We start from the raw sequence: 23,870 nt of genomic DNA on the forward strand, positions 1-23,870 counted from the left end.
TCTGATATTAAAAATACAATTATAAATGAGTTAAACAAATATCAATCCAGCGAACGGTGAAATATTCTAGGCGAATAGTTCTACTCGCACGGCGGCCCGCTCGCAATAGGCCGCGCAGGAGCAGGCCGCCGCCATTCGCTGGCGGTGTAAAATCCCCGTTTTGTGCAGGTAATAGCCGGACTATAAAGGGCCGTCTGCTTTGGCGTGGTTACCGCTTAGGTGCGCGAGTACCAGGTTAGTACGGCCAAGCCAGCGGCATCGTCTTCGGCCTCCACAACTTCATTGATGACGAACTGGACTTCAGCCTCTGACCAGTCCTCGTCCTCTGCAGCAGCTACCCAGCTATCGAGGGCGGCGTAGCGGTTCTGGCCGGTGGGCAGCGTCCAGGTAACTTTTTTGCGGATGTTCATAGCGGAAGAGAGGGCAGGCGACGGAAAATGAATGGGCAAATTTAGCGGTTGCCCGACGCAGGGCGTAGCACGGCTACTTCGACGGGCACCACGCCGGCCTCAATGATGTCGAGCTGCACGGCTGCTCGGTGCGATACATCCACGATGTAGCCCTTGGTATGCGGGCCCCGGTCGGTGACGGTAACCTCGACGGAATGGCCGTTGCGGGTGTTGGTGACGCGAATGAGCGTGCCAAAAGGCAAAGTGTTGTGGGCGGCCGTCATGCCTCCGGGGCGATAAATGCTGCCGCTGGCCGTGGCCCTTCCGTTGAACTTGCTGGCGTAGTACGAGCCCAGCCCGGTTTGCACGGCACTGCGCGACACCTTGCCGGGGCCAGCGTTGCGGCTGCTGTGGCACGAGGCCAGCAACAGCAGCAGGAGCAGCGGCAGCGGCAGGAAACGGAGGTATAGAATTTTGGCTTGTTGCATCCGCTTCATCTAGAATTTATGCTGAGTAGTAACCTTTCGGGCCTAATCGTTACCCTACGCCATTTCACTTCAACAACCACGAAAAACCTCCTGAAACTGGCTGTGGCCACTGCGCTTTCGCTCACCTTTGTTGCTGCTCAGGCCCAGCAGGGCAATGGCAAGATGATGAAAAAAGACGAGAAGGCCGGCGGCAAAATGATGAAGAAGTCGGGCCAGACGATGTCGAATGACAAGGCGATGAAGAAGACGGGCAAAACGATGAAGTACGACGCCAAAATGGATGCCAAGATGGAGTCGAAGGACGAAATGTAGTCCCCAAAGGCCAAAAACAGCCGCTGCCCGGTTCGTTTGCTTCGCTGGGAAGCAGCGGGCCGGGCCGCTTTTTTGGTCGTTTGAGTATTGCGTGGGGCTTATCCTGACTCCTTTCCTCCTCCGAACCGCGCTTGCAACAAGCACTACTTCACCCGCCGCGTGCGGGCCGTAGCAGGCAGCTTTGGAGCAGTGGGCGGAGCCGGCATGCGCAGGGCCTGCAAGTCCGCAAAGTTGCCCTGAAACACGTTGAAATCGACCACGCCGCGAATGCCGGGCACGTAGGCTTCGTCGGAATGCTGCCAGATTATCCACTTGCTGCGGGCCATTTTGGGGCGGGCCACTTCGTAGTGCGCCAGCCAGAGCGGGTAGTCGTCGAAGTGCCCGGCCAGGTGGCGCTGGTAGAAGCTGTGGTTGGAATAGAGAATGGGCCGCACGCCGTAGTGCGCTTCCACGAGGCGCAGCCAGCGGGCCACCTCCCGGCGCATCACGGCCACGTCGTGGAAGTTGGCAGCTTCTACGTCGAGCACCGGGGGCAGGTCGCCGGGGGCCAGGGGCACGGTACGGGCAAACAGGTTGGCTTGTACCTGGCCGTCGCGGTTGGGCTGGAAGTAATGGTAAGCACCACAGAGCACGCCGGCTTTGCGAGCCTCGCGCCAGTTGCGGGCGAAACGCGGGTCGCGCAGCGTTGCGCCCTCGCTGGCTTTGATGAAGGCAAAACGTACCCGGTTGCGGGCCACTACGGCCCAGTCGATGCGGCCCTGGTAGGCCGAAACGTCGATGCCGTGTACCGAATAGCCGGCCAACAGGGGCGTTTTTTCGCGCCCGGTGAGGCCGTTTTTGGTGAACGTGGCCCAGGCCCGCCGGGCGTAGCGGTTCAGCTGCACCTTGTGCCGAACATAGTAATAGCCAGCTAGTAGCACAACTGCCAGCGCTGCCGCCAGCAGCCCACGCCGCCACGGCCGGCGCGGAGCAGGGCGGCGCACAGCGCGGGAGGCAGCAGAAGCAAGCGAAGACGACGGCATAGGCGAGCAGTGGCCAAAAATAACGACCCAACCGCGCCCATCGTGCCCACGGCCCCCGGCTTTTCGCCAACTTTGCACTTTCCGTCGACCATTTCCGCCCATGTCCTTCCTCCGCGCCGCCGATGCCCGCGACGAATCCGGCCACCTCATTAGCGAGCTGCACGGCATTAAACTCGCTCAGATTCTCGAATACCTCGTGGCCGCTTACGGCTGGCCCGAGCTCGATGTCCGCCTGCGCATGAACTGCTTTGCCGACAACCCGAGCATCAAGTCGAGCCTCACGTTTTTGCGGCGCACGCCCTGGGCCCGCACCAAAGTAGAAGAACTATACATCAAGGCCCGGAGTGCAGAAGTGCAGGGCCGCCCTCGCCCCTAACCGCCATGGCCGACGTATCCGAAAAATCGTCTGGAGGGGCGCTGGTGGTGGGCTTCTGCTGGTTTGTGGCTTTTGAGGTGGTCGCCTTTTTTGGGCTGCAGTACCTCACCTCGGGGCTAGGCGAAAGCAACCAGAACCAGCCCGAGAACACGATTGTGAGCAACTGGGTGAAAACCATGGTGTTTTTTGTGGCCCACCTTGTGCTCGTGATTGTGGCCATGCTGGTGCTCAGTAATCGCCTGCCGCGCCGGCATCGGGGCCAGGTGATGGGCTGGTTCTACCTGGCCCTGGCCATGAGCTTCGTGTTGATTATTCCGCTGTTTGGGTAAAAACAAAACCACCGCTGCGGGCGGTGGCTCAAGAGTGAAAAACCCAGATGACTTCGGTAAGCTGCCGGTCGGGCCCGGCGTTATGGGTGGACTGCAGTGCCGGTCGGTCCCGGCGTTATGGGTTGGGAGTAAGAAACTGTCATCCTGAGCTTGCGAAGGACCCTATCACGCCTGCTCATTCTGGCTTTATTCTAAGATTATGCGACCGTAATAAGGTCCTTCGCAAGCTCAGGATGACATTCTTTTAGAATTACCAAGCCTCACGGGCTGCTACTATTCTTCGCGCTTGACGTCGATTTCGCGCTGGTTGTTGGGGTTCACAAAGGGAATGCGTACGCGCAGCTCCTGGCCTTCGTGAATGGCATCGATGCGGGCGGGGTCGAGGTTAGCCGGGAGTTCCAGCGTCTGCACGAACAGCGGGGCCGCAAGTTGGTCGTCGGGCTCGTGGCGGTACTCGCTGAAAACGGTGAGCTTGTTCTGGTTGAGCACCACGCGGAAGCTGTCGGCTGATACGGTTGGCATCGCCACGCGCACAATCACGCCTTTCGGGTGCTGGTCGATGCGCACCTGGGGCTGGGCCACGCCGCCACCGATGGTGTTGAGCAGGTCGAGCTGCGGGGCAATGCTGTGGATGAATTTCGAGCTGATAAGTTTCATGTGAGGGAGCCGCAAATAGGGGCGGTTTCGGGTCGGTCATTACAAATGATGTACCAATCTGAATCAACCCTTATCAACACTGAAAATCAGCCGAATTGACGGGCTATGAACGGGCGCATTCTCCGGGTTCCGCCACAGTGGCGGGAGTTCTTTTTGGTTCCCGAAAATGCGGACGATATGGCGGTAGCGAGGGAAATTTGCGAAGCCTCGTTGTGGGATATTGCGCCCGGTTTGCAGTTGCCGCACCCGCAACGCAGCAAAGGCTGCGTGCTATGGAAACGTGGGTTGCGAGAATGCTGGCAGCTAAAACCGGCTGGTCAGGCCGAAGTGTATTTTCGACGATTTCACATCGAAGCCCTGCCCGTTGGCCCGGCCCACCGAGTACACAAACTGAAACAGCCCCGCCGGCGTTCGGAAGCTGAGGCCGGCCCCGAGGCCAGTGGGCTCGTTGGCGGTGGCGTTGGCCAGGTCGCGGCGCAGATACGCCTGGTCGGCAAACAGGAAGGCGTAGGAATCGGGCCCAATGAATTGCCGGAATTCGGCCGTGGCCACGGCGTAGGTGCTGGTGTAGAATTGGTTCTCGTTGAAGCCGCGCAGCGAATTCAGCCCGCCCAGCCGGTACAGGTCGTTGGTGAACAGCTGCTGGTTTTGCAGGCTTTCGCCGCGCAGGCGTAGCAACAGCACGCCAACCTTCTGTACCGGGAAGTAGCGCTCGGCCCGCAGGCTGAAGGCGTACTGCGTGGAGCGCAGGCCAATGCCGTTGTAAAACTCATCCTTGATGCTGGAGTTGCGGGCGATGGTTTTGGTGCCTACGGCGCCCTGGCCCGTGAATAGGTAGCCGCGGTGCGGGAAGTACAGGTCATCAAGGCTGTTCCAGGTATAGTTCAGCCCGTAGGAATTAAACTGCGAGTCGATGTTTTCGGGCAGCTGACTCAGGTTGGCGTAAGTAATGCTATCGTAGAGCAGGTAGGAGCTGCGCTGCTCGAAGAAGAAGCTGACCCGGCCCGCCCGCGCGGTGGGGTAGCTCACCTGCACGCGGGGGCGCAGGGTGAGGAAGGCATCAGTTTGCTTGTAGAGGTTGAAACTGGCATCCACTTCGAAGGGCGTACCGAAGAAATTGGGGTGCACGTACTGCAGGTCGAGCAGCTGCGACAGGGCATCGGTTTTGCGCCATTGCAGCCCCACCTGCTTGCCGCCGCCCTTGATGTTGCGCAGGTTGATGGTGACGTCGCCGGTAAACTGCACTCCCGTTTGGCTGGCGTTGGCATTGGGCAGGATGCCCACGATAGCATCGAACTGGTTGCTGGGTCGCTCGTCGAGCAGCAGGTATACCCGGGCCCGGCCCAGGGCAAAGCGCACTTCGGGTTCGGCGCGCAGCTTCACGTAGGGCAGCTGGCGCAGCAGCTGGGCGGCGGCATCCACGCGCTGCTGGCTGAAGGGCTGGCCGGGAAACAACTGCAGGTATTTGGTGAGAAAGCGCTTCTTGGTTTTGGTGTTGCCCACAATCTGCAGCGAGTCGAACACAATGGCCCGGCCGCGCTTCAGCACCACGCGTCCGGCAATGGCGTTTCCATCGAGGTGTATGGAATCGAGCCCGACGGTGGCAAACGGGAAGCCCTGGTTTTCGGCCTCGGTGAGGATGCGCTCCTGCAGCCGCACCCAGTCGGCGGGCACGAAGGGCGTACCGCGAAAGAACTTCTCGCGGTAGCCAGCGCGCGTCAGTAGGCCGTCGCCGAGGTTGCCGTTGTGCAGGTAGGCCCACCGAAACTGTTCGCCCATGTACAGCCGCACCCGCACAGTATCGCGCGTCCAGCGCAGCTCGTCGGCCGAGGCCGTGAGATAGGAATCACTTTGCAGGCCCAGCACCAGTTCGCGCACGGCCCGCAGCGCACTCAACGAGTCGGGCACGGTGGCGCGCAGCTTGTAGCGGCGCAGCAGCGGGCGGTCAGTGGCTTCAGCATCAAGCAGCAGCACGCGCAGGTGGGCCTGGCTGCGCGGGCTGGTGGCTAGCGCGGCGGGCGCAGCCGGGCGCGGCGGCAGCGGTGGGGAGGCCAGGCCGGGCTGGTTGGGCGCGGTGGGGTCGAGGCCAGGTGTTTGGGCGCAAGCAGCCGGCACGGCCAGCCTGAGCAGCGGCAGCAGTAGCAACAACACCCCAATACGGCGCAGAAATCTGGTCATTCAGGGGCACAACGCGAAAACCGGCATTTCATTTCCCGAAGGTGGGCAGCGGAGCGCAAACTTCTGGTTGCCGCGCACGAATCCGGCGGTCGGTCCCGCTCGGCCCCGCGTCGCCTGGCCCCAGTGCGCCGGCGGCGCAGTATACTCTGGCTTAGGCTGCTGCGGCAAGGTGGTCCGCCCGATGGGGCCCAGGCGGCCGGTAAGCTGGGCTGGTTGGGCTTGCGCCAGTACCTTTGAGGGCTGCTGGCGCGGGCTGGCGGCCCTTTTTCACGTCCTCTGCTATGTTTCCGACTCATCCCACCTCCGCTATGCTGCGAACCGACTGGACGCTGGCCGAAGTAACGGCCCTTTATCATCAGCCCGTGCTGCAACTTGTGACGCAGGCCGCCGCCGTGCACCAGCAGCACCAAACCACCGGCGAAGTACAGGTGTGCACCCTGCTGAGCGTGAAAACCGGCGGCTGCCCCGAAGATTGTGCTTACTGCCCCCAGGCCGCCCGCTACCACACGGGCGTATCGGCCCACAAGCTGCTGCCCGATGCCGAAGTGCTGGCGGCAGCCCGCCGCGCGCAGGAAGCCGGCAGCACCCGCTTCTGCATGGGCGCGGCCTGGCGCGAGATTCGCGACAACCGCGACTTCGACCGCGTGCTGCACATGGTGGAGCAGGTGAATGGCCTGGGCCTGGAAGTGTGCTGCACCCTGGGCATGCTGAACGAGTACCAGGCCGAGCGCCTCAAGCAGGCCGGCCTGCACGCCTACAACCACAACCTCGACACCAGCGCCGAGCACTACGGCGAAATCATCACGACCCGCACCTACGACGACCGCCTGAACACCCTGGAGCACGTGCGCAAAGCCGGCTTGTCGGTGTGCAGCGGCGGCATCATCGGGCTGGGCGAAACCGACGTCGACCGCGTGGCCATGCTGCACACGCTGGCCACCCTGCCCGCCCACCCCGAATCGGTGCCCGTGAACGCGCTGGTGCCAGTGGCCGGCACACCGCTGGCCGAGCAGCCCCGCGTGAGCGTATGGGAAATGCTGCGCATGATTGCCACGGCCCGCATCCTGATGCCCACCACGATGGTGCGCCTCTCGGCTGGCCGGCAGGAAATGCCCGTGACCGAGCAGGCACTGTGCTTCCTGGCCGGGGCCAACTCCATCTTCAGCGGCGAGAAATTGCTGACCACGCCCAACCCCGGCTTCGACGAAGACCAGCAGATGTTTGCCCTGCTGGGCCTCACGGCGCGCAAGTCGTTCAAGCATGCCCCCGAAGGCGCTACGGTGCTCACCTCGGCGGCGGTGGAGGCATAGGCGCGGCCGGATGCAGGCTTCATCACTGGCCCAGCGGCTGGCGGCCGAATTGGCTCAGCGGACGGCGGCCGGCACGCGGCGCGTGCTGCCCCGCCCACCGGCCGGCCTGGTCGATTTCAGCTCAAACGACTACCTGGGCCTGAGCCGGCACCCGGCCGTGCGGGCGGCTCAGCAGGCGGCCGAGGGGGCCGGCAGCACCGGCAGCCGCCTGCTCACCGGCAACTCGGTGGCAGCCGAGGCGCTGGAGGCGCGGCTGGCGGACTTCCACCGGGCCGAAGCGGCGCTGCTCTTCAACTCGGGCTACGTGGCCAACCTGGGCTTCTTCGCCACCGTGCCCCGGCGTGGCGACACCATACTTTACGACAGCGCCAGCCACGCCTCGGTGAAGGAGGGCATCCGGGCCAGCCACGCCACGGCCTGGAGCTTCCGCCACCACGACCTGGCCGACCTGGCCCGCAAGGCCGACCGCGCCACCGGCGCGGTGTTCGTGGCCGTCGAAGCCCTTTATTCGATGGACGGCGACCAGGCCCCCCTGGCCGAGCTGGCGGCCCTGTGCCGGGTGCGCGGCCTGCACCTGGTGGTCGACGAGGCCCACTCCAACGGCCTCTACGGCCCGATGGGCGAGGGGCTGACGGTGGCCCTGGGGCTGGAAAGCGCGGTGTTCGCGCGCATCGTCACGTTTGGCAAGGCGCTGGGCAGCCAGGGCGCGGCAGTGCTGGGGTCGGCCGTGCTGCGCGACTACTTGGTCAATTTCAGCCGCGCCTTCATCTACACCACGGCCCTACCGCCCCTGGCCGTGGCGGGCCTGGCAGCGGCCTACGCCCTGCTGCCCGCCCTGCACGCCGAGCGCGCCGCCCTGCTGGCCAACTCTGCTTATCTGAAAGAAACCCTGAACGCCCTACCTGGCCTGCGCGTACCCGCCGACAGCCACGTGGTGCATCCGGTGTTCCTGACCGGCCCGGCCGATGCTGCCAACCCGGCCGCAGTGCGCCGCCTGGCCGCCGCGCTGCAAGCCGCCGGGTTCGACGGCCGGGCCATTGTGGCCCCCACGGTGCCGGCCGGCACCGAGCGCCTGCGCCTCATCGTGCACGCCTTCAATACCAAGGAAGAAATCGACGGACTGGCCGCCGCGCTGGCGGGCGCGCTTAGCCAATAAGCAGTAGTTCATGCAAAATCAATCAGCCCGTCATGCTGAACGCAGTGAAGCATCTCTACCGCGCAAGTAATCTATTACATCCAACGAAGCGGTAGAGATGCTTCACTGCGTTCAGCATGACGTTCAGTAGCCTCCTTCATTGGCTTTACCGCCCAACCACTCCATGCCCCTCATGCCTCAACAGCAGCTTATGGAACGACTTTTTGTAACCGGCATTGGCACTGACGTGGGCAAGACGCTGGTGGCGGCCATCCTGGTCGAAGCCTTGGGCGCCGACTACTGGAAGCCAGTGCAGGCTGGCCTGGAGCCCACGACCGATACCGAAACCGTGCGCGGGCTGGTGGGCAACCCCGCCAGCTGCTTCTGGCCCGAGCGCTACCGCCTGCGCCTGCCCGCCTCGCCCCACACCGCCGCCGCCGCCGAGGGCATACAGCTGCGCGCCGAGGATTTCGCCCTGCCGCTCACTGCCAACCACCTGGTGGTAGAGGGCGCCGGCGGCCTGCTCGTGCCCCTGGCCCCCGACCTGCTGCTGGCCGACCTGCTGCCCGCCTGGCAGCTGGCCGTGGTGGTGGTGTCGCGCCACTACCTGGGCAGCCTCAACCACACGCTGCTCACCCTCGAAGCCCTGCGCACGCGCGGCATCGCCGTGCGCGGCCTCGTGTTCAACGGCGAGCCCGCCCCGGCCAACGAGCAGCTGCTGAGCCGCTACGCCAATGCACCCGTGCTGCCCCCGCTGCTGCCCGAAGCGGAGGTTTCGCCCGCCACCGTTCGGCGCTACGCGGCCACGTACCGGGCCTGGCTGGGTTGAGTTACTAAAAAGGTACGCCGCAGTGATTCGGTATCGGCCCGGTCCGACCGCCCTAGGCGGTCCGACCGGTTGAAGCACCACCGGTTTGGCCCGGACGATAACCGGTCGGACCGCCTAGGGCGGTCGGACCGGGCCGGGCGATGACCAGATTACTTTTGCCTGACTACTTACCCACGCGAGATGCTTCGTCTCTGCCTGATGCGCATAATGCGCTGCATGACGTGCTGAATGGGCACCCTCCCGGCCCCTCTACCACCCGACTTTCTAGCTTAACCCCATGCCTCTTCAAACCCAACCTACCCTCGCTGAGCGCGACCAGGCCGTGCTTTGGCACCCCTACACCCAGATGCAGACGGCCCCGCTGCCCGTGGCCATCGTGCGCGGCGAGGGCAGCTGGCTGATTGCCGACGACGGCACGCGCTACCTCGACGGCATCTCGTCGTGGTGGGTGAACCTGCACGGGCACTCCCATCCGCACATCGCGCAGCGCGTGAGCGAGCAGCTGCGCACCCTGGAACACGTGCTTTTTGCCGGCTTCACGCACCCGACGGCCGTGGAGCTGGCCGAGCAGCTGCTGGCCGTGCTGCCGGCCGGACAGGCGCGGGTGTTTTATTCCGACAACGGCTCGACGGCGGTGGAGGTGGCCCTGAAGATGGTGCTGCAATACTTCCACAACCAGGGCCAGCCCGAACGGCGCACCTTTATCTGCTTCCGCGACTCCTACCACGGCGACACCTTCGGCGCCATGTCGGTGAGCGGGCGCGGGGCTTTCACGGCTCCGTTCGCGCCGCTGCTTTTCGACGTGGCGTTTATCGATGTGCCAGTGCCGGGGCGCGAGGTCGAAGTGCTGGCCCAGCTCGACGCGCTGCTGGGCCGCCCCGACCTGGCCGGCTTCATCTTCGAGCCCCTGCTGCTGGGCACGGCCGGCATGATTACCTACACCCCCGCAGTACTCGACGAGCTGCTGCGCCGCTGCCGGGCCGCCGGCCTGCTCTGCATTGCCGACGAGGTGATGACCGGCTTCGGCCGCACCGGCCTGCTGTTCGCCAGCAGCCAGCTCAGCCGACTCCCCGACATCATGTGCCTGTCAAAAGGCCTCACCGGCGGCACGATGGCGCTGGGCGTTACGACCTGCACGGCCGCCATTTTCGATGCTTTCCTGAGCAACGACCGCCTGAAAACCCTGTTCCACGGCCACTCCTACACCGCCAACCCGGTGGCCTGCGCGGCGGCCCTGGCCAGCCTAGAGCTGACCCTCGCCCCCGCATGCACCCAACAGCGCGCCGACCTCGCCGCCGCCCACGCGGCCGTGGCTGCCGAGCTGGCTGGCCAGCCTGGCGTCCGGGCCGTGCGTCACCTCGGCACGGTGCTGGCCGTCGAGTTCGAGCAGGCGGCCGGCACCTCCTACTTCAGCAGCCTGCGCGACCAGCTCTACGCCCTGGCCCTGGCCCGCCGCGTGGTGCTGCGCCCCCTCGGCAACGTGGTGTACCTGATGCCGCCTTACTGCACCACCCCCGCCGAGCTGGCCCTCCTGCACGACACCCTGCGCGCCATGCGTCAGCTGGCCCTCAACCCCGCCCCCGATGCCCGCATTTGACGACCTGATTGTGGTGCGGGGCCGGGGCCGCGTCAGTGCGCTGGGCGCGGCCCCGAGGGCGTACGTGGCCGGCCTGCCTGGCTTCCGCAACCGGCCACACGGGGCGGGCACGCTGGCCGTGGGGGCCCTGCCCCCCGCCCTCGAAGCGGCCGTGGGCGAGCTGCGCCAGGCCCAGCCCGCCTTCCGTCAGCTCGACCGCACGGTACTGCTGGCCGTGCTGGCCGCCCGCCAGGCCCGCGCCGAGGCCGGCTGGGCCCCTGGCGGGCCGCTGGCTGTCAGCCTGGGCTCGTCGCGCGGGGCCACCGAGCGGCTGGAGCGCCACCACGCCGAGTTTCTGGCGACGGGCACCACGGCCGTGGTCGCCTCGCCGCTCACCACGCTGGGCAACGTGGCCAGCTGGGTGGCCTTCGATGCCGGGGCCGAAGGGGCGGCCGCCCTCAGCCACTCCAGCACCTGCAGCAGCGCGCTGCAAGCGCTGGGCAACGCCGTGGCTTGGCTGCGGGCCGGCATGGCCGAGCGGTTTCTGGCCGGCGGCACCGAGGCCCCGCTCACGCCCTTCACCCTGGCCCAGATGCAGGCCCTGGGCATCTACTCGCCCTTCGCGGCCGACGACTTGCCGTGCCGGCCGGGGGCGGGCCGGCCCTCCACGTTCGTGCTGGGTGAGGGCGCGGCGGTGTTTGCCCTCGAGCGCCTGTCCCGCGCCACCCGCCGGGCCGAGCTGGCCGCTCGTCCCGATGCACCGCCGCTCTGCTGCCTGGCGGGCATAGGCTTCGGCTTCGAAGCGCTGAACAGCAAAACCGGCTTGTCGGCCGGGGGCGAGCATTTCCAGGTGGCCATGCGCGCCGCCCTGGCGCAGGCCGACTGCCCGCCCGCCGCCGTCGACGCCGTGGTGCTGCACAGCCCCGGCACGCCCGCCGGCGATGCCGCCGAGCGCCGCGCCCTGCGCGCCGTGTTCGGAGCCGAAGTGCCGGCCCTCACCTCCAACAAGTGGCTGCTGGGCCACACGTTGGGCGCCTCGGCTGCCCTCAGCCTCGACTTTGCCTGCCACCTGCTCCTCACCCAAACCTGGCCCGCCCCGCCCCCCGGCACCGACCTGTCGGCCGCGCCCGCCCGCCCGCTCCGCCGCGTGCTGGTGAACGCGGCCGGCTTTGGCGGCAACGCCGCCAGCGCCCTGCTCACACTGGAATAAAAGCCGAGTGCAGATGCAGAGTGGCCGGGCACGCCTGGATTGGCCGGGCCTTTTTGGTCAAGGCCTACGCGGGAGCTGAATAGCACTCTCCTACCAGGTGAGGATAAAGTGCCTTCGTACTGTCTCTATACTCCCTCTAGACTTCCTCTATACTTTGTTCGGAGTTCCTTCGGGTAATGCCTCTTGTTGATGTAGGTGAAGTTGGATAAAAGCCAGAGAAGTCGCGGGGCCGACTGATGTAGGGTGCGGGGCTTGTCCCCGCCCGCTGTCTGGCGATAATCGTTCAACGACGGGCGGGGACAAGCCCCGCACCCTACATAGGCTACTGGTATGCCAACCAGAAAACTGTTGTAGGAAGCCATGTGGGTTTTCGGATGAGCACTTCCTCCGCACCGGGCGTTGGAGGGAAGCGAGGCGGGCGTCACGCCCCTACCTTTGTGCGTGCGGCGGGTGGGGCCCTGAGGGGCTTGTAGGCTCCTTCGTCTTCCTTCATTCCGGAAGCAGACTTCTGCAAACTCTCATGGCCGGCCTCTATCTCCACATTCCGTTCTGCAAGCAGGCCTGCCACTACTGCGACTTCCACTTCAGCACTTCGCTGGGGCTGAAAAGCCGGTTAGTCGACGCCATTGTGCGCGAGTTGGAGCTGCGCCGCGCTTACCTGCCCGCCGATACTACGCTCGAAACCATCTACTTCGGCGGCGGCACGCCCTCGCTGCTCACGGCTGAAGAGTTGGCCCTGATTTTCGCCGGCATTTACCGGCATTTCGCAGTTTCGCCACAAGCCGAAATCACCCTCGAAGCCAACCCGGACGACCTGAGTGCCGCCAAGCTTGAGGAGCTGCGCGCCGCTGGCATCAACCGCCTCAGCATCGGGCTGCAAAGCTTCTACGAGCCCCACCTGCGGCTAATGAACCGCGCCCATACCGCCGAAGAGTCGACCACGGCCGTGCGCCGCGCCCAGGCGGCGGGCTTCGAGAATATTTCCATCGACTTGATTTACGGGGTGCCCGCGCCCGGCCACCACATCTGGGAAGCCGACCTGGCCAACGCTTTCGCGCTGGGCGTGCCGCACGTGTCGGCCTACGCCCTCACCATCGAGCCGGGCACCGCTTTCGGACACCGATTGCAGAAAGGCACGTTCCGGCCCGCACCCGACGAGTTTGTGGCCACGCAGTTCGAGATGCTGCTGGCCGCCATGCGCACCCACGGCTATACGCAGTACGAAATCAGCAACTTCTGCCAGCCCGGCCGCGAGAGCCGCCACAACAGCAACTACTGGCGCGGGGTGCCCTACCTGGGCCTCGGCCCCAGCGCCCATAGCTACGACGGCCGCCACCGCCTCTTCACCCTGGCCAACAACCCGCAGTACGTGGCGGCGGTGCTCGAGCGCGGCGAAGTGCCCGTGACTGTCGATGAGCTCACCGCCACCGACCGGGCCAACGAGTACCTGCTTACTACGCTGCGCACCGCGCGCGGCTGCGACCTGGCCCACCTGCGCACCCACCACGGCCTCGACCTGCTGGCCCACCGCGCCGCCTACCTGGCCGAGCTGGAAAGCAACGGCTGGGCCACTATCAGCGGCGAAGTGCTTACCTTGACCGACGCCGGCAAGCTGCTGGCCGACCACATTACGCTGGAGCTGTTCCAACCCCCTGCCGTAGCCGAATGAAACTCCTGAGCGACAGCATTGCCGACGACGCCGACTTCTTCGTCGAGCAGATTCACGTCGTGGCCATCGTCTTCGACAACACCGACGACGTGACCGTGTGGGCCACCACGCACTTCGACCGCGACACCCACTTCTTCCACCTCGCTCTGCCCTTCAAGGCCCTCGATACGCTGCTCTCGCTGGCCCACACCCGCGCCGAAGCCCTCCAGGAAGAAGTAGCTGATGCCCTGGCTACCGCCGACTGGCCCGCCCTGCTCGAGTACAACTCCGACGACCGCCCGCCCGTGCCCCTGCCCAGCGTGGCCCTCAAGCTGTCCGTTACCTACCCCGTGCCCGAGGAGGGCGAGGGCGAAGACGACGACCCGCAGCCGCACAACATCTTCTACCTCGAAGGCGTGTTCGTGCGCCTCGATACCTAGCGATTGTGGTGGCTGCCCCACCCCTGTTCTACCTCATCCCCGGCCTCGGAGCCGATGAGCGGGTATTCCAGTTTTTGCATCTGCCCGGCCACAGCCACGTGCTGAAGTGGCTGCCCCCGCAAACGCCCGCCGAGGCGCTGCCCCACTACGCCGCCCGCCTCGCCGAGGCCGTACCACCCGGCCAGCCCTGCTGGCTGGTGGGCGTGTCGTTCGGCGGCGTGCTGGCCCTGGAAGTGGCGCAGGTGCGCCCACTGGCCCGGGTGGTGCTCATTTCCAGCTTTGCCGGGCCGCGCGAGCTGCCCTGGCTGGGCCGCCTGGCCCGCGCCACCGGCCTCTACCGGCTGCTGCCACCGCAGGTATTGCCGCTTTTGCCCGGGCTGGCCAACTGGTTTTTTGGCGTAAAAACCGCCCGTGACCGCCAGTTGCTCGGTCAGATTTTGCGTGATACCGACCCGGTTTTCACCCGCTGGGCCATTGCCAGCCTGCTGCAATGGCGAGGCCGACCGGATACGGCCGCCATTCGCATTCATGGTACCCATGACCGCCTGCTGCCCAACGGGGCGGCTCACAGCCAGTACCGGCTGCCCGGTGGCCACTTGATTATTATCAGCCGCGCCGCCGACATCAGCCGTATTCTCACTCAACTCGGGGCGCCGGAAACGGCATGAGCTACTGGCTTGTGGGGCTACTGGTCGGCGTGTGCGTGTCAGACATTTACGAGCGCCTGCCTCAACCTGCCCCTGGTAGCACAAGCAGGCTGCAACAAGTCGTCTTCTCTTTTCGCAACTTGCACGATGTCGAAGCTTCAAGAGATTATCAGCGCGGCTTATGAGATGTTTGCGCCGTACACGGTAGGCCCTACGTTAGATGTGTGCAAGGCCTGTTGCGTGAGCGACGCCGAGGAACAGGAGTTGTTACGGACCCCACTCCGGACCATTTCGGCCGCTACACTGGACGCAGGTTACTTTTCCTCCGCCCATTCTGGCTCCAGACGCGAACATCTAGAGCTGAAACACTTTTTGCCCCGGCTTCTGGAGCTGGTTGCGCAGTTCGAGTTTCCAGTCCATTCCACCGAGATAACCTTCAGCCGTTTGGAGCTGCATCGTTCCACTGAATGGCCAGCTTCGGAGCGAGCCTTGTTGCAAAACTTCGCGGAGGCGTTTTTCGCAGAATGCCTCGGCCAGTATCCCCTGCCGAATAGTACCTCGCTCACCGAACTGCTCATCATGTTTGGACTAGGCCGTTTCGATGTTGCCGCGCTGCTAGCCGCCTGGGCCTCCGCGCGCAGCCAAAGCAGCGCTCTGCACATCAGCGATTTTCTGCTGCACGACGTTCGTTTCCGCCAGGCTGGCCAGCACAGACTACAGAACCCTTTTTCCGAGCCTCACATCAACGCCGCCGTTGCGGCTTGGCTAAGCGAATCATTCGTTTTACAACAGCTGGCTCAGCAATTGGAGCACCACATCCTTTGCGACGCAGCGCTAGATGACAAATCGTTAACTGAGCTTAGCCATGCATATGAGGTATTGCAGGCAAACTTGATGTGAGCTACCTCCAAGTAGTGCCAAGGTCCTTCTTCTCAGCTTTTCAATTGTAAATCATTTTATGCTTCCTACCTATCCCTTTGCCGGCCGCACCTACTCTTACGACCCGGCCGCACCGCTCGATATTTCCCTGCCGCTGGCGCCCGGCCCCGACCAGGTGAACTGCTTTTGGGCCGAGCCCGTGCAGTTTGATACCATTCGGGTGGGCAGCTTTGTGGGCAGCGTGGCCCTGGGCGGCAGCACCAATTACCAGCGCATCCACGTCACGCCCCACGGCAACGGCACGCACACCGAGTGCTACGGCCACATTTCGACCGACCCCGCGATTACGCTCAACCAATGCCTGCGCCGCTTTCTGTTTGTGGCCCGCGTGGTAAGCGTGGCCCCACGGCCTCAAGCCAACGGCGACCACGTAGTGCTGTTGGCCGACGTGCAGGCCGCCATCATGGCTCAGCCCGACCGCGCCCTGCCCGAGGCCCTGGTGCTGCGTACGCTGCCCAACGAGGCAGCCAAGCGCCACCGCCAATACTCCGGCACCAACCCCACCTACATCGAGCCCGCCCTGGCGGAATATTTAGCCGAATACAACATCCAGCACTTTCTGCTCGACCTGCCCAGTGTTGACCGCGAGGAAGATGCCGGCCAGCTGCTGGCCCACCATGCCTTTTGGCAGTACCCCGCCCAGCCCCGCCGCGAGGCCACCATCACCGAACTCATCTTCGTGCCCAACGAAGTAGCGGATGGCCTCTACCTGCTCAACCTGCAGATTACCAGCCTGGAACTCGATGCTAGCCCCAGCAAGCCCGTTCTCTACCGCCTCACCAGCGTGGAGTAGACTAACCCAAACGCGAAAAGGGCTGCCCGATAAGAGCAGCCCTTTTTACTATCAACCGGTTGGTAACTAGGCCGGAACCGAAACTACCTCGCGGGCCAGTACCGTTACAACCGAACGGTCTTTGCGGCCTTTGCGGAACACTACTTCGCCATCAACGAGCGCGAACAGCGTGTGGTCCTTGCCCATGCCCACGTTCTCGCCGGGGTGGTGCTTGGTACCGCGCTGACGCACGATGATGTTGCCGGCTACCAGAGCCTGGCCGCCGAAGATTTTAACGCCGAGACGTTTCGAATGCGATTCGCGGCCGTTGTTGGATGAGCCGACACCTTTCTTGTGAGCCATGGTATTCTTATCAGTTGTTAGTTGTCAGTTGTTAGTTGTCAGGTCCTTAGTTGAAAAACAGTGTTTGCTACCTAAGCGAACAACTGACAACTAACAACCAGCAACTAAACTAGCCGATGCTGTTAATCATTACTTTGGTGAACGACTGGCGGTGGCCGTTCATTTTCTGGTAGCCCTTACGGCGCTTCTTCTTGAAGACCAGAACTTTATCGCCTTTTACATGGGCGACGATGGTGCCGGTTACGGCGATGTTCAGCTCGGGAGCGCCGATGGTGAGGGTGCCGTTGTCATCGGTCAGCAGGGCGTTGCCCAGTTGAACGGTGTCGCCAACGTTGCCGGCCAGTTTGTGAGCGTAAACGAATTTGTTGGCCTCAACCTTGGTCTGCTGGCCAGCTATGTTAACAATTGCGTACATCAGCTTTCGCGGGTTTTTCTGAAATGGGAAGGCAAAAGTACGACTTTGCTTTTGGAAATCCAAACCATAAGTGGTTAATCGTCATTGGCTGTCCACGCATCACGGCGCTAAAAGCCCCTGGCGCCGGATGAAGCCCACATTAAGCTCGGGTTAAAAAACTCGGCAAATCGGGCGAAAAGCGGACGAGTTTGGGGACAAGTCGATTTATCCACAGTTCAAATGTGGATAACTGCGGCAAAATGACTGATTTTGAGTGCCCTTTGCCCCGCCCCATCATTGGCAAAATTGATGAGAATCGGACGATTTCTACTCAAAAAAAACCGGGGCTTAGCTAAAAAATACTGAACAAAAAAGCTAAGTCCGGTGGCAATCGGCCTTGGGCACGGGGCTATATTTGAAGTTGAAACGCCAACCGCTTTTTGCGTGGCCGGGCCAAACATCTGCCTACGGGCCGAGGTTAGCCGGTCACCATTCCAGCCGAAAACCGCCATTAACTCCCTCTCCGCCCATGGAACCGCTTCTCGCCGAAAACCCCAACCGCTTCGTCCTCTTCCCCATCCAGAACGATGAGGTGTGGCAGTACTACAAGAAGTCGCAGGCTTCGTTCTGGACGGCCGAGGAAATCGACCTGAGCCAGGACCAGAAGGACTGGAACAACCTGAACGACAACGAGCGGCACTTCATTAAGCACGTGCTGGCTTTCTTCGCGGCCTCCGATGGCATCGTGAACGAGAACCTGGCCGTGAACTTCATGCAGGAGGTGCAGATGCCCGAGGCGCGCTGCTTCTACGGCTTCCAGATTATGATGGAAAACATTCACAGTGAGACCTATTCGCTGCTGATTGATACTTACATCAAAGACCCCAAGGAGAAGGACTACCTCTTCAACGCCCTCGAAACGGTGCCCGCCGTGCAGAAAAAAGGGGAGTGGGCCCTGAAGTGGATTAACTCGGAGAATTTCGCCGAACGCCTCATCGCCTTTGCAGCCGTGGAGGGCATCTTCTTCTCGGGCTCGTTCTGCAGCATTTTCTGGCTGAAGAAGCGCGGCCTGATGCCCGGCCTCACGTTCTCGAACGAATTGATTTCGCGCGATGAGGGCCTGCACTGCGATTTCGCCTGCCTGCTCTACAGCTACCTGCAGAACAAGCTCGACCCCCAGCGCGTGCAGGACATCATTGCCGACGCCGTGCGCATCGAGCAGGAGTTTGTGACCGATGCGCTGCCGGTGAGCCTGATTGGGATGAACGCCAAGACGATGGCCCAGTACATCGAGTTTGTGGCCGACCGCCTGCTGGTGTCGCTGGGCTGCGGCAAAATTTACAACGCCACCAACCCCTTCGACTTCATGGAGATGATTTCGGTGCAGGGCAAAACCAACTTCTTCGAGAAGCGCGTGGCCGAGTACCAGAAGGCCGGCGTGATGAGCGAGCGCAACGACAACGTGTTCTCGCTCGACGAGGATTTCTAAAGCTCGGCTGTTCGTAAAGCGCTTTATCTTAACTCCTCGTAGCATTTGCTGCGGGGAGTTTTTTTTGCGGTGGCCGTTGGCACCGACCTGCTTTAGTCAACTGGCGTAGGCGGAGCCCGAAAGCTGCCGGCGCGCGGCCGCGGGGCATAAACCTGCAGCGTATCTTGCTGGCTGCGCCACTGGTACGGGCTGCGGCTGTACGGGCTGATGGCTTGATGGACCAGTTGGTAGTCGGCGGGAAAGTGCAGGCCGCGGGCGGCCAGGCTCGCAAAGAGCCCGGCACCGGGCTTTTCGTTGACCAGCAAGAAGGCCCGGCCGAGGTCGAGGTGGGTTTTGGCCAAGGCGTCGGAGTTACGGGTGTCGATGCCGCTGAAATACCAGGCGTTGCCCGGCGAAACGCCTCCCACGGCATACACGAGGCCCGGGGCGTCGTAGAGCGCCAGCAGAGGGCCGCCGGGCCGGAAGCCGGCCCGGTGCAGGGCCGCCCGAAGCGCTTGCAGGTAGCGGGCCGAGGGTGCATCGACCAGCAGCCGCGTGGGGTGCGGCGGCGGCCCCACCGTGAGCGGGGTTTGCTGCTGAAACATGTTTTCGACCTGCAAATAGGGCTTCCAAAGCAAGCCGTAGGCGGTTTGCTCGGCCAGCACCAGGGCCGGCAGCGCCACCAGCGCCAGTCGCACCGCGCGCAGCGGCTGCACGGGGGCCGGTAGCGACTGGTAGAGCACCAGCAGGGCGGCCAGCCAGTACATCTCCTCGAGCTGCACGTTGATGAAAATATTGTTGCCGGTGCCAACTGCCGCCGCCAGCGGCAGGACCAGCAGCCACAGCGGCACCAGCCAGGGCCGCCAGTTGCCCCGCAGCCACAGGGGACCAACGTAGCGCTGCCGGGCCGCCACCAGCATAGCCGCGCCCACCAGCAGGCAGCCCAGGGGCCAGCTGGCCGACCGGTGGCCGTTGAAGTGCGTGTTTTTGTACAGGCCGGTGCGGTACCCTTCCAGCCCCAGCACCAAGGCCACGCCCGCCACCACTGCCAGGTGCTGCCCCAGCCGGTTGAGGCCCCGGCCCCGGTAGTACACCCAGGCGCCCGCTACGGCGGCCACCGCGCCAAACGGGAAGAGCAGCGTTTGAATGGTGGGGAAGGCATCGCGCACGTAGCGCGCCAGCAGGCCACTGTTGTAGGACGTGCTGAGCAGAACCTCGGTTTCGTGGTGAAAGTCGTGGTACCACGCCGGCAGGGGCTTCACGAACAACCCAAACCCGCCGATGGCCAGCAGTGCGCCCGCCCCCAGGACCAACAGCGAGTGCCGGGCTGCTGGCCGCCCGAAGCCCCCGGGGGCACTCAGCACCAACACCAGCGCCCCGCTGCCCAGTGCGGCCGCGCTGGAACTGAGTTTCACGAAGCCGTCGAGGCCCATAACGAGGCCGCCCAGCCCCAGCAGCGCCAGGGCCCGGCGGCCGGGCGCGGCGAGGTAGTTGAGCACGGCACTCCCGAAGATGGCAATGGCCAGCGAGTTGAGGGTGTTGTAGTTGATGGTGCGCGGAAACACCGCGTACTGCACCAGGCTGCAGATGATGAACAGCGGCCATACCCAAGCCACCGGCAGCGCCGCCCCGAACCGCGCCGCGCTCCAGCGCCGAAACGCCCAACTGAAAACCGAGGCCGAAAACAACGCCATGAGCAAGCTGGCGGCCCGGTAGCCCACCACCGACACTTGCTGCGCGGGCAGCACCTGGCTGATGAGCAGATGAAAGCTGCTGAAGCTGGAACTGTACTCGGCCGGGTAGGCGTAGTTGAGCAGGTGAAACCCTTCGTCGGTGATGTCGAACCCGCGGCGCAGCGCCCAGCCGCACATGGCCACCAGCGCGGCGGCAAGCCCCATTAGCAAGGTGGAGAGAGGCCTGGGGCGCGGCCAAAGAGTAGTCTGCATAAGCAGGGTAACGGGTTTGGCGGGATAAGGTGGCGGGCGCAAGGCCCAGCGTGGTACCGGCCGTCTACCAGCCTAACATTCCGGTACTGGTGCGGAATAACATCGCCCAGAGTATCGAGGTAAGCGTGATACTACCCTGCCAGCCCGGACAAGCCACACCACCCGGGACGGCCAACCGCTGGCCACCAGGCGCGGCGGAACTTCAGAAATGCGCGCAACTGCGCTGCTTCTAATGCACTGGCAACAGTCTGCTGAGGGCCGTTCGCCTTATTTCTGGGGGGAGGTGCTGAGCTGTTAGGTGGGGAATTCAGGCACATCCCGAGCAGAACCAGACCTCTCAGCCGACCCGCTTATAACAATATTTTTTATTGGCTATGCTTAATTCAGCAGCCGGGCTTGGCAAAAAGTGGCTAGGCGTTCCGTTTAGGCGGTCTGTGGAAAACTTCTGTATTTTTTCCTTGCCCTCCCCAAACCCAGGCGGTAATTTCCGGGATTGAATACTGCGCCGGCTCTACCAAGCACTACCGGCTCAAGTGCCCTTTCACAACTGAATGAACGACTTGCCACCGGACCCCGTCCGTGCCGGCTACTTTCTATAAGCAAAAACCCCCAACCAAACACCACTGGTATGCTAGTAATTAAACGCGACGGCCGCCGCGAATCCGTGAAGTTTGACAAAGTCACGGCACGCATTGAAAAACTGTGCTACGGCCTGCACATGGATTTCGTGTCGCCGATTGCCGTGGCCATGAAGGTGATTGACGGCATCTACGACGGCGTGACGACCGTGGAGCTCGACAACCTCGCCGCTGAAACCGCTGCCTCGCTCACCACCAAGCACCCGGACTACGCCATTCTGGCGGCCCGTATCGCGGTGAGCAACCTGCACAAGGTGACTTCGAAGTCCTTCAGCAGCACGATGAAGCGGCTGTACACCTACGAGGACCCCAAGAATGGCGACAACGCCTCGCTGCTGGCCACCGATGTGTGGGAGGTGATTCATAAGAATGCCCACACCCTGGACTCGGCCATTATCTACGACCGGGACTACAACTACGACTTCTTCGGCTTCAAGACGCTGGAGCGGAGCTACTTGCTGCGCCTGGAGGGCAAGGTGGTAGAGCGGCCCCAGCACATGCTGATGCGCGTGTCGGTGGGCATCCACAAGGATGACATTGACTCGGTTATCAAAACCTACAACCTACTGAGTGAGCGGTGGTTCACCCACGCCACGCCGACGCTGTTCAACGCCGGTACGCCGAAGCCGCAGATGTCGAGCTGCTTCCTGCTCACGATGAAGGACGACTCGATTGACGGCATTTATGACACGCTGAAGAACTGCGCGCTGATTTCGCAGTCGGCCGGCGGCATTGGCCTTTCGGTGAGCAACGTGCGGGCCACGGGCTCCTACATCAAGGGGACCAATGGCAACTCGAACGGGCTGGTGCCCATGCTCAAGGTGTTCAACGACACGGCCCGCTACGTGGACCAGGGCGGCGGGAAGCGCAAGGGCGCGTTCGCCATTTACCTGGAGCCCTGGCACGCCGATATTTTCGAGTTTCTGGATTTGAAGAAGAACCACGGCAAGGAGGAGATGCGCGCCCGCGACCTGTTTTATGCCCTCTGGACGCCTGACTTGTTCATGAAGCGCGTGGAGGACAACGGCGACTGGACCCTGATGTGCCCGCACGAGTGCCCCGGCATGGAGAACAGCTGGGGCCCCGAGTTCGAAAAGCTTTACCTGAAGTATGAGAAGGAGGGCCGCGGCCGCCGCACCATCAAGGCGCAGGAGCTGTGGTTCGCCATCCTGGAAAGCCAGACCGAGACGGGCACGCCCTACATGCTGTTCAAGGACGCGGCCAACGGCAAGTCGAACCAGCAGAACCTGGGCACGATTAAGAGCTCGAACCTGTGCACCGAGATTATTGAGTACACCGACAAGGACGAAATCGCGGTGTGCAACCTGGCCTCGCTGGCGCTGCCCCGCTACCTCGTGACCGACGCCAAGGGCAACGTCACCTTCGACCACGCCAAGCTGTACGAGGTGACCTACCAGGCCACGCTGAACCTAAACAAGGTGATTGACGTGAACTACTACCCGGTGCCCGAAACGCAGAAGTCGAACTTCCGCCACCGCCCCATCGGGCTGGGCGTGCAGGGGCTGGCCGATACGTTCATTGCCCTGCGCATGCCCTTCGAGAGCGACGAAGCTTCGGGCCTGAACAAGGACATCTTCGAAACCATCTACTTCGCGGCCATGACGGCGTCGAAGGACCTCGCCATCAAGGACGGGCCCTACGAAACCTTCCCCGGCTCGCCCCTGAGCCAGGGCAAGTTTCAGTTCGACCTCTGGAACGTGGTGCCCGACTCGGGCCGCTGGGACTGGGAGAGCCTGCGCGCCGAGGTGGTGAAGCACGGGGCCCGCAACTCGCTGCTGGTGGCGCCCATGCCCACGGCCAGCACCGCCCAGATTCTGGGCAACAACGAGTCGTTTGAGCCCTACACGAGCAACATTTACGTGCGGCGCGTGCTCAGCGGCGAGTTTATGGTGGTGAACAAGCACCTGCTGAAGGACCTGGTGGCCCTGGGCCTCTGGAACGACGGCATGAAGCAGGAAATCATCGCGGCCAACGGCTCGGTGCAGGGCATTGCCCGCATCCCGCAGCACATCAAGGACCTGTACAAGACGGTGTGGGAGATTTCGCAGCGCCGCATCATCGACCAGGCCGCCGACCGCGGGGCCTACATCTGCCAGAGCCAGAGCCTGAACCTGCACGTGCAAAACGTGAACTTCGGCAAGCTCACCAGCATGCACTTCCACAGCTGGAAGCGCGGCCTGAAAACCGGCATGTACTACCTGCGCACCAAAGCCGCCGCCGATGCCATCAAGTTCACGGTGGAAAAGCAAGCCGCCGAAACCCTGGAGCCCATGGCCCTGGTGGAGCAAAACCAATCCGACATGAGCTGCTCGCTGGATAACCCGGAAGGCTGCGAGGCCTGCGGGTCGTAAGGGAATCGAAAAATATAAGTGCTAATAAGGCCGCATTTCATCAAAAGAAATGCGGCCTTAATTTTTAACGAATGGAAACGGAATCAAATCTGCCAGAATATTCAACACTCTTTCTTGACTTTCCACTTTACAGCAAGTTCAAGATTGAGTCCGATGCGCCAACATGTTTCTACCTATTCCATCTACTCAACTTTAATGGAATAATAGATGCTTTCTGTCCAGCTTGTGGGAGAATGAGCACATTTCAAGGCATAGGCTCGGAAAACTTTGTTCCAAGCCCTGAAAATGGGAAGTTCGACCTTGGAAGGATGGAAGTATATGGGGTAAGAACGAATACAAGCTACTTTGAAAACAAGTCTTGGCATATTAACTGATGTTACGCAGTATTTTTCCGATTTAAATACGCTTTTCGATGGCCTGCACGCTGGATTT

Annotated in this window: 23 protein-coding genes; 15 read left to right on the forward strand and 8 right to left on the reverse strand. The window is 62.9% G+C overall.

The genetic code is table 11. The features are described 5' to 3' along the window. Positions 1-215: 215 nt before the first annotated feature. A complete protein-coding gene (locus tag ABD837_RS16880; RefSeq protein ID WP_345056798.1) occupies positions 216-410 on the reverse strand; it encodes a hypothetical protein in 195 nt (64 codons plus the stop codon). Between the two features lie 41 nt (positions 411-451). Beyond that, positions 452-877, reverse strand: a complete 426-nt coding sequence (locus ABD837_RS16885) for a septal ring lytic transglycosylase RlpA family protein (protein WP_345056800.1) — start codon at positions 875-877, stop codon at positions 452-454. Positions 878-979: 102 nt separating this feature from the next. Between ABD837_RS16885 and ABD837_RS16890 the strand changes: the two genes are divergently transcribed. Beyond that, the gene (locus tag ABD837_RS16890; RefSeq protein ID WP_345056802.1) at positions 980-1,189 is read left to right on the forward strand and encodes a hypothetical protein; all 210 of its coding nucleotides are present in this window, start codon (positions 980-982) and stop codon (positions 1,187-1,189) included. A 143-nt stretch (positions 1,190-1,332) separates the two neighbouring features. Here ABD837_RS16890 and ABD837_RS16895 read toward each other — a convergent pair whose 3' ends face one another. Beyond that, positions 1,333-2,172, reverse strand: coding sequence for a glycoside hydrolase family 25 protein (locus ABD837_RS16895; protein ID WP_345056805.1), 840 nt, complete (start codon positions 2,170-2,172; stop codon positions 1,333-1,335). A gap of 139 nt (positions 2,173-2,311) precedes the next feature. Between ABD837_RS16895 and ABD837_RS16900 the strand changes: the two genes are divergently transcribed. Further along, the gene (locus tag ABD837_RS16900) at positions 2,312-2,587 is read left to right on the forward strand and encodes a VF530 family protein (RefSeq protein WP_345056807.1); all 276 of its coding nucleotides are present in this window, start codon (positions 2,312-2,314) and stop codon (positions 2,585-2,587) included. Between the two features lie 5 nt (positions 2,588-2,592). Beyond that, positions 2,593-2,916, forward strand: coding sequence for a hypothetical protein (locus ABD837_RS16905; RefSeq protein ID WP_345056809.1), 324 nt, complete (start codon positions 2,593-2,595; stop codon positions 2,914-2,916). Between the two features lie 273 nt (positions 2,917-3,189). Here the strand turns inward: ABD837_RS16905 and ABD837_RS16910 are convergent, their stop codons facing one another. Together ABD837_RS16910 and ABD837_RS16915 are read right to left on the reverse strand one after the other, a co-directional pair. Further along, positions 3,190-3,573 carry an Hsp20/alpha crystallin family protein gene (locus ABD837_RS16910; protein WP_345056811.1) on the reverse strand — a complete coding sequence of 128 codons (384 nt, stop codon included), beginning with the start codon at positions 3,571-3,573 and terminating at the stop codon, positions 3,190-3,192. A gap of 303 nt (positions 3,574-3,876) precedes the next feature. Continuing rightward, positions 3,877-5,751, reverse strand: coding sequence for a BamA/OMP85 family outer membrane protein (locus ABD837_RS16915; RefSeq protein WP_345056813.1), 1,875 nt, complete (start codon positions 5,749-5,751; stop codon positions 3,877-3,879). A 308-nt stretch (positions 5,752-6,059) separates the two neighbouring features. Here ABD837_RS16915 and bioB point away from each other — a divergent pair, with 308 nt between their 5' ends. From bioB to ABD837_RS16965, 10 genes are all read left to right on the forward strand, one after another. Beyond that, positions 6,060-7,061, forward strand: coding sequence for a biotin synthase BioB (gene bioB, locus ABD837_RS16920; protein ID WP_345056815.1), 1,002 nt, complete (start codon positions 6,060-6,062; stop codon positions 7,059-7,061). A 10-nt stretch (positions 7,062-7,071) separates the two neighbouring features. Continuing rightward, complete coding sequence (locus ABD837_RS16925; protein ID WP_345056817.1) at positions 7,072-8,217, forward strand: aminotransferase class I/II-fold pyridoxal phosphate-dependent enzyme; 1,146 nt, start codon at positions 7,072-7,074, stop codon at positions 8,215-8,217. A gap of 190 nt (positions 8,218-8,407) precedes the next feature. After that, on the forward strand, positions 8,408-9,025 hold the full coding sequence (bioD, locus tag ABD837_RS16930; protein WP_345056819.1) for a dethiobiotin synthase: 618 nt from the start codon (positions 8,408-8,410) through the stop codon (positions 9,023-9,025). A gap of 277 nt (positions 9,026-9,302) precedes the next feature. Beyond that, positions 9,303-10,622, forward strand: coding sequence for an adenosylmethionine--8-amino-7-oxononanoate transaminase (gene bioA, locus ABD837_RS16935; RefSeq protein ID WP_345056821.1), 1,320 nt, complete (start codon positions 9,303-9,305; stop codon positions 10,620-10,622). Continuing rightward, complete coding sequence (locus ABD837_RS16940) at positions 10,609-11,811, forward strand: beta-ketoacyl synthase N-terminal-like domain-containing protein (protein ID WP_345056823.1); 1,203 nt, start codon at positions 10,609-10,611, stop codon at positions 11,809-11,811. Before bioA ends, ABD837_RS16940 begins: the two co-directional genes overlap by 14 nt. A gap of 520 nt (positions 11,812-12,331) precedes the next feature. After that, positions 12,332-13,480: a radical SAM family heme chaperone HemW gene (hemW, locus tag ABD837_RS16945; RefSeq protein ID WP_345056825.1), complete on the forward strand. Its 1,149-nt coding sequence runs from the start codon at positions 12,332-12,334 to the stop codon at positions 13,478-13,480. Continuing rightward, positions 13,477-13,899, forward strand: a complete 423-nt coding sequence (locus tag ABD837_RS16950) for a hypothetical protein (RefSeq protein WP_345056827.1) — start codon at positions 13,477-13,479, stop codon at positions 13,897-13,899. The genes hemW and ABD837_RS16950 overlap by 4 nt, the downstream gene beginning before the upstream one ends. Positions 13,900-13,907: 8 nt before the next feature. After that, positions 13,908-14,567 (forward strand): alpha/beta hydrolase, encoded by a 660-nt coding sequence (locus ABD837_RS16955; RefSeq protein ID WP_345056829.1) that lies wholly within the window; start codon positions 13,908-13,910, stop codon positions 14,565-14,567. A 126-nt stretch (positions 14,568-14,693) separates the two neighbouring features. After that, positions 14,694-15,446 carry a hypothetical protein gene (locus tag ABD837_RS16960; RefSeq protein WP_345056831.1) on the forward strand — a complete coding sequence of 251 codons (753 nt, stop codon included), beginning with the start codon at positions 14,694-14,696 and terminating at the stop codon, positions 15,444-15,446. A 58-nt stretch (positions 15,447-15,504) separates the two neighbouring features. Further along, a complete protein-coding gene (locus ABD837_RS16965; RefSeq protein WP_345056833.1) occupies positions 15,505-16,278 on the forward strand; it encodes a cyclase family protein in 774 nt (257 codons plus the stop codon). Positions 16,279-16,344: 66 nt separating this feature from the next. On the opposite strand, the gene rpmA is transcribed toward ABD837_RS16965, so the two are convergent. Next, positions 16,345-16,620, reverse strand: a complete 276-nt coding sequence (rpmA, locus tag ABD837_RS16970) for a 50S ribosomal protein L27 (RefSeq protein WP_345056835.1) — start codon at positions 16,618-16,620, stop codon at positions 16,345-16,347. A 109-nt stretch (positions 16,621-16,729) separates the two neighbouring features. Continuing rightward, the gene (gene rplU, locus ABD837_RS16975; RefSeq protein ID WP_345056837.1) at positions 16,730-17,035 is read right to left on the reverse strand and encodes a 50S ribosomal protein L21; all 306 of its coding nucleotides are present in this window, start codon (positions 17,033-17,035) and stop codon (positions 16,730-16,732) included. Between the two features lie 508 nt (positions 17,036-17,543). On the opposite strand from rplU, the gene ABD837_RS16980 reads away from it, so the two are divergent. Next, positions 17,544-18,503 carry a ribonucleoside-diphosphate reductase small subunit gene (locus ABD837_RS16980; RefSeq protein ID WP_345056839.1) on the forward strand — a complete coding sequence of 320 codons (960 nt, stop codon included), beginning with the start codon at positions 17,544-17,546 and terminating at the stop codon, positions 18,501-18,503. A gap of 92 nt (positions 18,504-18,595) precedes the next feature. On the opposite strand, the gene ABD837_RS16985 is transcribed toward ABD837_RS16980, so the two are convergent. Next, entirely contained in the window at positions 18,596-20,380 is a 1,785-nt protein-coding gene (locus tag ABD837_RS16985; protein WP_345056841.1) for a hypothetical protein, read from the reverse strand. 676 nt (positions 20,381-21,056) lie between these two features. On the opposite strand from ABD837_RS16985, the gene ABD837_RS16990 reads away from it, so the two are divergent. Next, positions 21,057-23,438, forward strand: coding sequence for a ribonucleoside-diphosphate reductase subunit alpha (locus ABD837_RS16990; protein ID WP_345056843.1), 2,382 nt, complete (start codon positions 21,057-21,059; stop codon positions 23,436-23,438). The last annotated feature ends 432 nt before the right edge of the window (positions 23,439-23,870 follow it).

Source organism: Hymenobacter glaciei, assembly GCF_039539585.1.
GTDB lineage: Bacteria > Bacteroidota > Bacteroidia > Cytophagales > Hymenobacteraceae > Hymenobacter > Hymenobacter glaciei.